The 12,424-nt window shown below is 33.7% G+C and carries 12 protein-coding genes; 2 read left to right on the top strand and 10 right to left on the bottom strand.

Annotated elements, in window-relative coordinates:
- Positions 1-4: 4 nt before the first annotated feature.
- Both DFQ09_RS06300 and DFQ09_RS06295 read left to right on the top strand, forming a co-directional pair.
- The gene (locus DFQ09_RS06300; RefSeq protein WP_181897151.1) at positions 5-796 is read left to right on the top strand and encodes a LytTR family DNA-binding domain-containing protein; all 792 of its coding nucleotides are present in this window, start codon (positions 5-7) and stop codon (positions 794-796) included.
- Between the two features lie 95 nt (positions 797-891).
- The gene (locus DFQ09_RS06295; protein WP_115808797.1) at positions 892-1,839 is read left to right on the top strand and encodes a DUF5694 domain-containing protein; all 948 of its coding nucleotides are present in this window, start codon (positions 892-894) and stop codon (positions 1,837-1,839) included.
- Between the two features lie 91 nt (positions 1,840-1,930).
- Here DFQ09_RS06295 and DFQ09_RS06290 read toward each other — a convergent pair whose 3' ends face one another.
- The 10 genes from DFQ09_RS06290 to DFQ09_RS06245 all read right to left on the bottom strand — a co-directional run bounded on the left by DFQ09_RS06290 (position 1,931) and on the right by DFQ09_RS06245 (position 12,419).
- Positions 1,931-3,670, bottom strand: a complete 1,740-nt coding sequence (locus DFQ09_RS06290; RefSeq protein ID WP_115808796.1) for a T9SS type A sorting domain-containing protein — start codon at positions 3,668-3,670, stop codon at positions 1,931-1,933.
- Between the two features lie 140 nt (positions 3,671-3,810).
- Entirely contained in the window at positions 3,811-4,410 is a 600-nt protein-coding gene (hisIE, locus tag DFQ09_RS06285; RefSeq protein WP_115808795.1) for a bifunctional phosphoribosyl-AMP cyclohydrolase/phosphoribosyl-ATP diphosphatase HisIE, read from the bottom strand.
- Between the two features lie 64 nt (positions 4,411-4,474).
- Complete coding sequence (gene hisF / locus DFQ09_RS06280) at positions 4,475-5,230, bottom strand: imidazole glycerol phosphate synthase subunit HisF (RefSeq protein WP_115808794.1); 756 nt, start codon at positions 5,228-5,230, stop codon at positions 4,475-4,477.
- A 63-nt stretch (positions 5,231-5,293) separates the two neighbouring features.
- Positions 5,294-6,028, bottom strand: coding sequence for a 1-(5-phosphoribosyl)-5-[(5-phosphoribosylamino)methylideneamino]imidazole-4-carboxamide isomerase (hisA, locus tag DFQ09_RS06275; protein ID WP_115808793.1), 735 nt, complete (start codon positions 6,026-6,028; stop codon positions 5,294-5,296).
- A gap of 104 nt (positions 6,029-6,132) precedes the next feature.
- Entirely contained in the window at positions 6,133-6,714 is a 582-nt protein-coding gene (hisH, locus tag DFQ09_RS06270) for an imidazole glycerol phosphate synthase subunit HisH (RefSeq protein ID WP_115808792.1), read from the bottom strand.
- Positions 6,715-6,855: 141 nt separating this feature from the next.
- Positions 6,856-7,992 (bottom strand): bifunctional histidinol-phosphatase/imidazoleglycerol-phosphate dehydratase HisB, encoded by a 1,137-nt coding sequence (gene hisB, locus DFQ09_RS06265; RefSeq protein ID WP_115808791.1) that lies wholly within the window; start codon positions 7,990-7,992, stop codon positions 6,856-6,858.
- Between the two features lie 86 nt (positions 7,993-8,078).
- On the bottom strand, positions 8,079-9,122 hold the full coding sequence (gene hisC / locus DFQ09_RS06260; RefSeq protein WP_115808790.1) for a histidinol-phosphate transaminase: 1,044 nt from the start codon (positions 9,120-9,122) through the stop codon (positions 8,079-8,081).
- Positions 9,123-9,171: 49 nt separating this feature from the next.
- Positions 9,172-10,458, bottom strand: a complete 1,287-nt coding sequence (hisD, locus tag DFQ09_RS06255) for a histidinol dehydrogenase (protein WP_115808984.1) — start codon at positions 10,456-10,458, stop codon at positions 9,172-9,174.
- A gap of 20 nt (positions 10,459-10,478) precedes the next feature.
- Entirely contained in the window at positions 10,479-11,336 is an 858-nt protein-coding gene (gene hisG / locus DFQ09_RS06250) for an ATP phosphoribosyltransferase (protein ID WP_115808789.1), read from the bottom strand.
- A gap of 267 nt (positions 11,337-11,603) precedes the next feature.
- The gene (locus tag DFQ09_RS06245; protein WP_115808788.1) at positions 11,604-12,419 is read right to left on the bottom strand and encodes a prohibitin family protein; all 816 of its coding nucleotides are present in this window, start codon (positions 12,417-12,419) and stop codon (positions 11,604-11,606) included.
- Positions 12,420-12,424: the final 5 nt, after the last annotated feature.

Genomic DNA, 12,424 nt, shown 5'->3' with positions numbered 1-12,424 from the left:
ACCTATGAAATACCCGTTTGACCCTAAACTTAAACATCACATAATCATTGGTTTACTGTTAGCCGTTTGGATATTCATCTTTCTTTATTTTACTGAACCTTTAGATGTTAATCAGTTTAATAATAATGAAAAACTTCTTTATTTACCTGGTTATGGTCTGTTGGGAGGTTTATGCTACGTAACATTTCTGCCTTTACAATATTATTTATATAAGTCTTTTAAAACATCATGGACAATATTGAATGAAGTGATTTTTTTATTGATTTTTTCAGTGATTTCTATAACTGTAACTTGGTTCTACTATTTAGAAATTATAATGATGTACGAACAAAACCCTAATACTTTCGGTTATATGTTAACGTCAATATACATGCCAGCTATAGCAACGATACTGCCAATATTGATTATAGGCCGTTTTGGTTTTGGAAAATATTATGAAAAGCAAATAGACGATCAAAAAATTGAAATTAAAGGTGAAGGTAATTACGAGGGTTTACGTTTGCAATTAAATGATGTGATTAGCATTCAATCTTCAGATAATTATATTGAAGTTTTTTATCTCTCTGGAAACAACTTAAAAAAAACATTAATTAGAAATAAACTTTCGGTCATTGCAGATGAATTTCCAGAATTACTTCGCGCTCATCGTTCTTATCTTATTAATCCGTTTCATTTTCAACGCTGGAAAACAGAAAACGGGAAGCTTTTAGTAATTCTTAATCACCAAGTAGAAGTCCCCATTTCTAAAACGTATAAAAATGATATAAAAGCGATGATTAATTCTACCACAAACTAAGGTCATTTCACCCCAAACACCTATTATTAGTGTATTTATAACATTTTCAAATGTAAGTTTGCTTCAAGAAAGTTTAACACTAAAACACATTAATTATGAGAATGCTATTCACTTTTATTATCATTTTATTTAGTTCAACATCAATTGGAAACGCTCAAGAAGCTAAAAAAGAAATCCTAATTGTAGGAACCATGCATACCGTTCCTAATATTATAAAGAACAGCTACAAACCCATGTTAAGACGTGCTAAAAAATACAATCCTACGGCAATTTATGTTGAAAGTCCACGAGGTAACGATACGTTGAGTTGGGAATATTTAAAAGAGGGTTGGTCTAAAAATTACAAAGCCTTTTATTATTTATCCGATTCTATTCAAACCGTTTTTACACCAAATCCTGAAAAATATAATTCTATTCTTGACAAGTCATTTTCAAGCATGACGACTGATGATTTAGATTTTATGATTACAACGTTTGCTTATAATAGAGATAATGCTAATCACGAATTTTACACTTACATAAAAAAACATGGCATTGAGGGCTCAAAAAAACCAACACAACATGAAGATGGAGATCTTACTTTTAAATTGGCATTGCATCAAAACACAAAGTTATTAATGTCTATGGACGACCAACGTACTAATAAAGAATATCATAATGCTTGGAGTAAATGTAGTAAAGAAGGCCAATCTAATGGAAATAATGCTATTAATAATAAACTGAATAAAAAGGCTTACAATTCGGCGATCTTACCTGCTCTTTTTAGAGGACTAGGCAAACACACCAATAAATTAAAATCATTAGAGCAACTACACAAATCGAGTTCTTTTACATATGTTGCTGTAAAAACAGAAGGCTGTACGGAAGGTGAACGTTATTGGAATGAACGCAATATGAGAATGGCAAAAAACATAGGAGAACAAGTTATGACTTCAGACTCAGATCGAAATATTGTTATTGTAGGAGCGTCTCATGTTATTGGTTTAAAAAAAGAATTACAGGCTAATTATCCTGAATTAAAAATTGTGCTTGCTGGTGACTAAACTTTCTTAAAATTACCGCAAAAACAAAACAGCCATAATTATAAAATTATGGCTGTTTCTAATTAAAGTATTGTTTTTGAAGATATAAAAATTATCTGATTATTAATTTTTCAGTACGTCTTTCATTTGTAGTATTGTCTAATTCTAAAATATACACACCAGAACTTATTTGACTCACATCAATAGATTGAGTTGTGTTATTTGTATTTAAAACATTAGTTAAAACTAGGCGACCATTAGTATCAAATAATTTTGCTACTGTATTATTTTGCAATTGACCATTAATAGTAATTGTCTTAGCAGCATTATTAGCATAAATTTTTACAGACTCAACATCTACATCTACTGTACTTAATGTTGACGTTTCAAATCTAAGAAAAAATCGTCCTGTTCCGCTTAAGTCAGTAGCTGGAGTAAAGATATAATCGGATGTATTTAATAATGTCACGGTATTGTTAACGGCATCTTCTAAATACATGTTTGTAGTGTCTGACATATCACTTTCGATTATACTAAACACCAATTCTTGTCCTTGACTAGCATTTACTCCTAATGGAACAACAACGTTAGTCATATCGGTATTACTTAAAGCCTGAATAGCTAATGGAATTTCAACATTATCTACAACTAAGCTTGAGTAAATTGAAAATGCAGGTGGACTTACACCAAATATACTAGCATCGTAACCTGGATCTAATCCTTCAGAAGCATTACTATTAAAATAGAAATCTGTATTATAGTTAGAGCTACCTGAACTTAAATTCAATTTGATATGCCCATAGTGTGGTGATGTTGAAGATCTCCCCACGACAAAATCATCTGAAGTCCCCGTACGACGCATTGTTGCTTTAAAATCAACTGATCCTCCCCCTGATATTGATTTAACAAAGAAACCTTGACCAGGTGCAATTAATTCTGTTCCAGCTAAAGCTGCCATTGATGCTGAATTCCAAATCGTCCAACCATCAGAAGCATCACCGTCATAACCATATATTCCGATATAGCCAGGGTCTAATTCTGAAGCGTTTTCCGAAAGAAATGATGCAGCATCAATATAACTAGGATATGGATTACCAATAAGGTTCCATGCGCAACCTGCTGCAGCATCAGAAAGCGCAATACCGTTAACATCTCCTGTTTCTACTGTGCCAGTAAATCTTAAGAAACCTCCTCCTGATATTTTGGTCGCTGCTCTATATCCTTTACCCAATGTAATCGGTGTTGAAAGATTAAGGTTTACATTGTAATTCTCATAAGCACCATTCATCGTATTGTAAGGAGCAAAAGCTCTCACAAAACCATTATCAGCTAATGTAAGTGTATTAACAACAGCAAAATCTACAAATATTTCAGTAGAAGTCACCGGTGATGAGATTAAATCGTTTGTGCCTAATTCTTCAGTAAAACGATCATAAGACACAACAGGACTACCTAGAATTGTTCCGTTTGAGATAAAACTAGAGAATGAAATAGACGTGGAACTCATTAAGATCACAGATACTTCCAAACTCACCCCTGTATTTACAGTTAGTGATGCGCCGGCATCTATTCTAACTTCTGCACATATTGTATTTGCTGTTATTACTAAGTCTCCACTTTGAACGATAATAATATCAAGACTCGTGATCGTACCTATTGGGTCAATTCCTCCGAGCCAACCATCATCATAAATATATGTAGTAAAGGGTGCTGCATATTTTGCAGTAGACAGACCATCAGTGCTTGTCTGCGTGTGCGGTTCTAGTGTTGTATGTAGTTTTTCATGTGCTATTAATGTATTAAAGACACACAAAACTAATAAAACAACTAAAGTAGGTTTAGTTTTTTTCATAAGATTTGGGTTATAGTTTGTTAATGATGGTTCAAAACTACGTCTTAATCGAAAAAAAAGACGTCGAAACAATCATTTATTCGACGAAATACCAAAACCCTAATCTTTATCCTACTTATAGGTTCTTTTTATCGGATTTATCATTTGTTTCGTCTATTGAGCACTTTGACTACATCGTTCATTTTGAAGCCTTTTGCTTGTAAAAGCATCAAATAATGGAACAATAAATCGGCACTTTCATCTAAAAACAACGTATCGTTGTCATCTTTTGCTTCAATAACAACCTCAATAGCTTCTTCTCCAACTTTTTGTGCGATCTTATTAATGCCTTTTGCAAATAATGAAGCAACATACGATTTTTCTGAATCGGCTTCTTTTATACGCGATTCAATTGTGTCTTCCAATGTAGAAATAAAACCATAAGTCGTTACGTTGTTTTCATTCCAACAGGTATCTGTTCCTTTATGACATGTTGGTCCCTTAGGATCTACTTTTATTAATAAGGAATCACTATCGCAATCTAATTTTATATCTACTAAATTTAAAACATTCCCGCTTTCTTCACCTTTAGTCCAAAGACGTTGTTTGGTTCTACTAAAAAAAGTAACTAACTGTGAGTCAATAGTTTTTTTAAGTGCTTCGGCATTCATGTAGCCTAACATCAATACCTTATTGGTTGTATTATCTTGTATTATTGCTGGAACAAGTCCATCTGGGTTTTTATTAAAATCTACGTTCATAGTTGTTATTATGTCATCCACCTGAGTGTTTTATACTTAAATTCACTCGAGTGGACGTTATTATTTATAATCTTACGGGTATACCTTTATTTTGTAAGGCTGCTTTTAATTCTAAAATGGGGATTTCACCAAAATGAAATACACTTGCCGCTAATGCCGCATCTGCTTTCCCTTCTTTAAAAGTATCGACGAAGTGCTGAATCGTTCCTGCTCCTCCAGAAGCGATTATTGGAATATTCACTAAATCTGACAATTTCGCTAAGGCTTTATTTGCGAATCCAGCCTTGGTTCCATCATGGTTCATCGATGTAAATAATATTTCACCAGCCCCACGTTGCTCAACTTCTTTTGCCCAATCAAATAGATTTAGTTCTGTTGGGATTGTGCCTCCTGCCAAATGAACTAACCATTCGCCATCAACTTCTTTAGCATCAATAGCAACCACTACACATTGACTTCCAAATTTATCTGAAAGTTCATTTATGAGCTCTGGTCGTTTTACAGCCGAAGAATTAATAGAGACCTTATCTGCACCACAATGCAACAAATCATCCACATCTTCAACAGATGAAATTCCTCCACCTACTGTAAATGGTATATTAACTTGTTCTGCAACTTTTAAAACCATATCGTGCATGGTTTTACGGTTTTCTAACGTGGCTGCAATATCTAAAAACACCAACTCATCGGCACCTAAATCAGCATATTGCTTCGCTAATACCACAGGATCACCAGCATCTCTTAAATCTACAAAGTTGACACCTTTTACGGTTCTTCCGTTTTTAATGTCCAAACAAGGGACTATTCGTTTTGTCAGCATATTTTAGCTTTTAGGAATTAGCCTTTAGATATTAGCTAAAAGCTAACACGACTAATCGCTATTTTATAAAAATCGTTCAAATTCTTTTAAACTGATTCTGTTCTCGTAAATAGCTTTACCAATAATGACACCTTCACAACCGATGTCTTTTAATAATTCTAAATCATTAACACCAGAGACTCCTCCAGATGCTATAAGACTTATAGACTGGGCACCACTATTGTTACTACAAGATTCAATAATGTTTTTATAGAGTTCAATTGACGGGCCTTCAAGCATCCCATCTTTTGAAATATCTGTACAAATCACGTATTTAATTCGCTTTCTCTGGTAATCCTTAATAAAAGAAATGACTTCCTCTTTACTATTATCTTGCCAACCGTTAATTGCAATTTTTCCGTCATTACTATCAGCACCTAAAATAATTTTCTGTGGTCCGTATTTAGACAACCAACCTTCATAGGTTTCTCTATCACTAACCGCAATACTTCCTCCTGTAATTTGTCTTGCACCACAATTAAAGGCCACATTTAAATCTTCATTAGATTTTAATCCACCACCGAAATCAATTTTTAAATTCGTCTTAGAAGCAATTAATTCTAAAACTTTATAGTTAACAATGTGCTTCGCTTTCGCTCCATCTAAATCAACCAAATGCAAGTATTCAATACCTGAATCTTCAAAAGCCTTGGCAACTTCTAATGGATTTTCGTTATATATTTTTTTGGTGTCGTAATCGCCCTTAGTTAAACGCACACATTTTCCTTCTATAATATCTATGGCTGGTATAATTCTCATGCTTACTTCCCACGAAAGTGGGAATCTCTTTTTTAATTAATACTCTATTTCTATCGAGACCTTTCGACTGCGCTCAAGGTGACATTTGTTATTGTTTTAAAACCTTATAATTTTAAAAAATTCTTTAGTAACTGTTCTCCTGCTTTGCTACTCTTTTCTGGGTGAAATTGTACTCCAAAAAAATTGTCGTTTTCTAATGCTGAAGCATATTCTAATTCGTAATCAGATGTGGCAACAGATTTTTTACACTGTTCCGCGTAATAACTATGCACAAGATACATGTATTCTTTTTCTTTTATCCCTTTAAATAAATCGGATTTTAGATTAGAAATCGTGTTCCATCCCATTTGCGGGACTTTAACGTTATTAGAAAACCGTTTTACATTGACATCAAAAATACCTAATCCAGTGGTATCACCTTCCTCACTATGACTACACATTAATTGCATACCTAAGCAAATACCTAGAACCGGTTGTTTTAAGGTTGGAATTAATTGATCTAATCCACTTTGTTTTAATTTCACCATGGCAGAACTCGCTTCTCCTACTCCAGGAAAAATCACTTTATCTGATGTTATAATTTCTTCAGGATTATCCGTTAAAATAGCGTCGTATCCTAAACGTTGAAATGCGAATTGGATGCTTTTAATGTTTCCGGCTCCGTAATCTATAATTACAAGTTTCAAATTTGTTCGTTTTTATAATTTATATATTAGGTATTTGAAACTTATTAATTACAAATACCAAATTTCAAAATCTAAATCCCAAAGGCTTATTCTTAGCTATTGAAATTTAGTTTTTGTTTTTTGAGATTTACAAAAGGGGTTTTATAAAACCCCTTTTGTAGATGGTAAAATCATTTTTTCAACATCTTGTTTAACGGCCATTTTAATCGCTTTTGCAAACGCTTTAAATATGGCTTCAATTTTATGATGTTCGTTGGTGCCTTCTACTTTAATATTCAAATTACATTTAGCTCCATCCGTAAACGATTTAAAGAAGTGATAAAACATTTCTGTTGGCATTTTTCCAATCATTTCACGTTTAAATTCTGCTTCCCAAACCAGCCAATTTCTACCTCCGAAATCAATACCTACTTGCGCTAAACAATCGTCCATTGGTAATGAAAATCCATAACGCTCAATGCCTAATTTATTTCCTAAAGTCGTCGCAAACACTTCACCTAAAGCGATGGCTGTATCTTCTATAGTGTGGTGTTCATCAACTTCTAAATCACCATCTACCTTAATATTTAAATCGAGTTGCCCATGACGCGCAATCTGATCTAACATATGATCGAAAAATGCAATTCCGGTAGCGATGTTGCTTTTTCCTGTACCATCTAAATTTAAATCAATTTTAATTTTAGTTTCATTGGTATTTCTTTCGATACTTCCAACGCGTTCCGTGGTTTTAAGAAACTTATAAATCGCTTCCCAATCGTTAGTTTCTAAAGCAATAAATTCTTCCAATTCCGTGTTACTCACGGTAACTTCATCCGTTCCTAAGTTGGTATTATCATTGATGAAAATACCTTTTGCACCTAAATTCTTAGCCAATTCAATATCTGTAAGTCGATCGCCAATAACAAATGAATTCTTTAAGTCATAAGGTTCCAAAAAATACTTAGTCAACAAACCTGTATTTGGCTTACGTGTTGGAGCATTATCTTTAGCAAATGTTCTATCGATAAACTGCTCTTTAAAAGAAACTCCCTCGGCTTCAAATGCTTTAAGCACAAAATTATGAACAGGCCAAAACGTGTCTTCCGGATACACGTCCGTCCCTAAACCATCTTGATTGGTAATCATTACAATTTCGAAATTCAATTCTTTTGCAATTTTGCTTAAATATTGAAAAACTTTCGGATAGAACTCTAATTTTTCAAATGAATCAATTTGTTCGTCTGCTGGTTCTTTTATTAAAGTTCCATCTCTGTCTATGAATAATACTGGTTTTTTCATAATACTTTCCCACGAAAGTGGGAATCTGTTTTTATTAAACTTCTTTTAATACCTACAAGGTTTTGAAAACCTTGCAGGATTTTAACCTAAAGGTTAGTTAATGTTTGAATTAATTTCTCATTCTCTACTTCCGTACCTACTGAAAATCGCAAACAGTTGTCGCACAATGGCTGATTCGTTCTATTTCTCACCACAATGCCTTGCTCCACCAATTGCTGATAGCGTTGATTGGCATCATCGACTTTAGCTAGGATGAAATTGGCATCAGAAGGATACACTTTTTCTATAAAACGAATAGACTTTAATGCTTTTCTCAGTTTTTTTCTTTCCGTGATTATCGTTTTTACCTCATTACCAACAGCATCCATAGCGTTTAAACGTTCTAAAGCTTTATCTTGAGTCAATTGATTAATATTATACGGTGGTTTAATTTTATTTAATACTGAAATAATTTCTTGTGACGCGTAACAGATTCCTAAACGAATTCCTGCTAAACCATACGCTTTAGATAGGGTTTGTGTGATTATTAAATTCGGAAATTCATCTAAGCGACTTAACCAACTTTCTTTTTTTGAAAAATCAATATAAGCTTCATCAATCACCACAATACCTTGAAATTCATTAATTAATTCCTCAATTCTTTTTGCTTTAAAACTATTGGCTGTTGGGTTGTTTGGTGAACATAAAAATAAGAGTTTCGTATGTGTATGCGCTGCTGCAAGGATTTCTTCAATATTCGGTTGGAAATCCGGTTCTAATTCAATTTCAATATTTTCAACAGCATTGAGATTTGCCAGCACATCATACATTCCATAAGTTGGTGGTAATGTGATGATATTCTCACGATACGGCTCACAGAAGACTCTAAAAATTAAATCCAGTACTTCGTCGCTTCCATTACCTAGAAGGATTTGGTTAGTCGGAATTCCTTTTAATTCAGACAAACGCTTTTTAACCTGTGTTTGCTGAGGATCTGGATACCGATTGACATCCGTATTAAATGGGTTTTCATTCGCATCGATAAAAACCATACCATCTGTGATGTCCTTATATTCATCTCGTGCTGAGGAATACGGTTTAATGGTTTTAATATTATCTCTTATGAGATTATTTAAGTTGAAATTTATCATGTTATAGACACTTCGACTGCGCTCAGTGTGACATTTGAAATTACATTTATTACTTTTTTAAATCATTAAGCCTTAAGGTTACTGCATTTTTATGCGCCTGTAACCCTTCTGCTTCTGCCATTAATTCTATAGCGTTTCCAATATTTTGAATGCCTTCTTTTGATAGTTTCTGAAACGTCATACTTTTTTGAAAGCTATCTAAATTGACTCCAGAATACGCTTTTGAAAACCCGTTAGTTGGTAAGGTATGATTGGTGCCGGAAGCATAATCACCTGCACTTTCGGGTGTGTAATTCCCGATAAACACAGAACCTGCATTGCTAATGTTATCGACAAAAAACTCATTGTCCGTTGTTGCCACAATAAAATGTTCCGGACCGTATTCATTAATAAGCTCCAATGCTGTTTCATTGGAATCTACAATAATAGATTTAGAATTCGCAATCGCTTTTTCTGCCATAGCTTTTCTTGGTAAAACAGCCAATTGCTTTTCCAATTCCGATGAAACACTATCCGCAAATGGTTGAGATGTTGTAACTAAAATCACTTGACTATCACTACCGTGTTCCGCTTGACTTAATAAATCTGAAGCCACATAAGCTGCATTTGCAGATTCATCAGCCATAACTAATAATTCACTCGGGCCAGCTGGCATATCGATGGCAACACCATACTTTGTTGCTAATTGTTTTGCTACGGTTACAAACTGGTTACCAGGACCAAAAATCTTGTAAACTTGTGGAATGGTTTCTGTACCGAAAGTCATTCCTGCAATAGCTTGTATGCCACCAACTTTTATGATTTTAGTAACGCCACAAAGATTGGCTGCATATAAAATTTCATTCGCTATTTTTCCTTCTTTATTAGGAGGTGAGCATAAAACAATCTCCTTACAGCCTGCAATTTGCGCAGGAACAACCAACATTAAAACAGTAGAAAACAAAGGAGCTGTTCCGCCTGGAATGTATAAACCCACTTTCTGTATTGGTCGTTTTTCTTGCCAGCACTCTACTCCAGCCATGGTTTCTACAAAAACTTTATCCGTTTTTTGAGCGCTGTGAAACTTCTCGATATTAGATTTTGCTAGTTGAATAGCCGCTTTTAAATCGTCATTTACGAGTTTTGAAGCTTCTTCGATTTCTGATTTTGAAACTATATTATTCTCAAGCGCTACTCCATCGAACTTCGTCGTGTATTTTTTTATAGCAGTATCACCATTGTCTTTTACTTCTTTGAATATCTGATTGACAGTTTCCTCAATGGCTTCAACCGATTTTGTTGGCCGTTGTAATAGTGAAAGCCACTCGGCTTTAGATGGATTTATAAATAATTTCATTACGTCTAAATTCAGATTAATTATAATACCATGTTTTCTATAGGGCAAACTAAAATACCTTCTGCTCCATTCGCTTTTAATTCGTCAATAATATTCCAAAAATCATTTTTGTCAATTACAGAGTGCATTGAACTCCAGCCTTCTCTAGCTAGAGGTAAGATCGATGGACTGTTCATTCCTGGAAGAATTCTTATAATCTCATCAAGTTTATTATTTGGTGCATTTAAGAGTATGTATTTGCTCTCTCTTCCTTTTAAAACTGATTTTAATCGGAATTGAAGTTTATCTATCAACGCTTGATTTTCTTCAGAAATCATAGGTGAAGTCGCTAATACTGCTTCAGATTTCAGTAAGACTTCAATCTCTTTTAAACCGTTTTTAAATAAAGTGCTTCCACTGGAAACAATATCACAGATACCATCTGCTAATCCTATGTTTGGCGCAATCTCAACAGAACCATTAATGATGTGTAAATTCGCTTTTAGTCCTGCTTTTTCTAAAAATTGATTCACCGTATTTGGATACGATGTTGCTATTCGTTTTCCGTCCAAGTCTTTTAAACTTTTTGCTTTCGATGATTTTGGAACTGCAATAGAAACTTTACATTTTGAAAATCCTAAACGTTCTACAATCTTAAGATCATTTCCTTTTTCTATCAATACATTCTCGCCAATAATAGCAGCATCAACCACACCATCTCTAAGGTATTGCGGGATATCACCATTTCTTAGGTAAAAAACTTCTAAAGGGAAATTTCGTGCTGATGCTTTTAATTGATCTTTTCCGTTATCGACAGAAATACCAATCTCCTTTAAGATTTTCATTGAATCTTCGTTAAGACGACCCGATTTTTGTACTGCAATTTTTAATTTACTCATAACCAAGTTTTGTAATGTCTAAGACTTCAATTGCGTTTAAAAAACAAAAAACCCGCTTGAAGTTCTCAAACGGGTTTTTAAAATATATTTTGAATTTATTCAATACACTTTCACCTCGCTTGAGCGATTATATGAAAATGATGATGTAATTGAATAAGTGTCATGTTCTTTATGTTGCTACAAATATTGTTAATTTAATTTTATTAATCCTAATTTTAACTCAAAGAATCTCAATTTTTAACAAATTAATAATATTTGTTTCTTTAATTATTGATTTCCTAAGATAATTGGCAAACCACTATCTCCCGAACCAATAATAATCGTTTTACTATTTGGTGATTCAGAAAGTTTCACTGTAGCTTCAATACCTTTATCCTGAAGAATCTTATCTGTTAAAGATGCACTTAAAATACGGTTAGCATCTGCTTTACCTTGTGCATCAATAATAACTTTTTCAGCTTCTTTTCTTGCGCTTTCAAGTCTGAATTCATATTCTAATGATTCTTGCTCTTGTCTTAATTTACGTTCAATTGCTTCTTTAATTGTAGAAGGCAATGTAACATCTCTAATTAAAATATCATTTAATTGAATAAATTGTGGCTCTACAAGCTTTTTAGTCTCCTCAAAAATCTCTTCTTGTATTGCATCTCTTTTACTAGAGTATAATTGTTCTGGCGTATAACGACCAACAACACTTCTTGCAGCACTTCTAATCGCTGGCTGAAGCACACGACTTAAATAATCTTCACCTTTTTGGTTGTGTAATTTTCCTAAACTTTTAACATCGGGTTGATATAGAATAGAGGCATCTAATTTAATGTCCAAACCATTAGAAGATAGTACTGCCATTTTTTCTGCAACTTCTTGTTGACGCGTTTCATAATCGATTACGCGATTCCATGGCGCAATAACATGAAACCCTGGACCTAATGGTGCTTTTTCTGGATCTACACCATCACTAAGTGTTTCGTATAAAACACCAGCATGACCTGAATCTAGCGTAACAGCAGATTTTGCTAAAATTATTATTAAAAGTACAACTCCGATTAAAATCGGCAATCCAATCTTTGGTAATTTTTCCATTCTAT

The organism is Winogradskyella pacifica, from assembly GCF_003386275.1.
Taxonomy (GTDB): Bacteria; Bacteroidota; Bacteroidia; order Flavobacteriales; family Flavobacteriaceae; genus Winogradskyella; species Winogradskyella pacifica.
Note: the sequence above shows the minus strand (reverse complement) of the source record. Positions and strands in the feature narration are given on the sequence as shown.

Excerpts from the sequence above, each read along its gene's own strand:
- DFQ09_RS06300 (WP_181897151.1), top strand. The coding sequence starts at position 5 with ATGAAATACCCGTTTGACCCTAAACTTAAACATCACATAATCATTGGT.
- DFQ09_RS06295 (WP_115808797.1), top strand. The coding sequence starts at position 892 with ATGAGAATGCTATTCACTTTTATTATCATTTTATTTAGTTCAACATCA.
- DFQ09_RS06290 (WP_115808796.1), bottom strand. The coding sequence starts at position 3,670 with ATGAAAAAAACTAAACCTACTTTAGTTGTTTTATTAGTTTTGTGTGTC.
- hisIE (WP_115808795.1), bottom strand. The coding sequence starts at position 4,410 with ATGAACGTAGATTTTAATAAAAACCCAGATGGACTTGTTCCAGCAATA.
- hisF (WP_115808794.1), bottom strand. The coding sequence starts at position 5,230 with ATGCTGACAAAACGAATAGTCCCTTGTTTGGACATTAAAAACGGAAGA.
- hisA (WP_115808793.1), bottom strand. The coding sequence starts at position 6,028 with ATGAGAATTATACCAGCCATAGATATTATAGAAGGAAAATGTGTGCGT.
- hisB (WP_115808791.1), bottom strand. The coding sequence starts at position 7,992 with ATGAAAAAACCAGTATTATTCATAGACAGAGATGGAACTTTAATAAAA.
- hisC (WP_115808790.1), bottom strand. The coding sequence starts at position 9,122 with ATGATAAATTTCAACTTAAATAATCTCATAAGAGATAATATTAAAACC.
- hisD (WP_115808984.1), bottom strand. The coding sequence starts at position 10,458 with ATGAAATTATTTATAAATCCATCTAAAGCCGAGTGGCTTTCACTATTA.
- hisG (WP_115808789.1), bottom strand. The coding sequence starts at position 11,336 with ATGAGTAAATTAAAAATTGCAGTACAAAAATCGGGTCGTCTTAACGAA.
- DFQ09_RS06245 (WP_115808788.1), bottom strand. The coding sequence starts at position 12,419 with ATGGAAAAATTACCAAAGATTGGATTGCCGATTTTAATCGGAGTTGTA.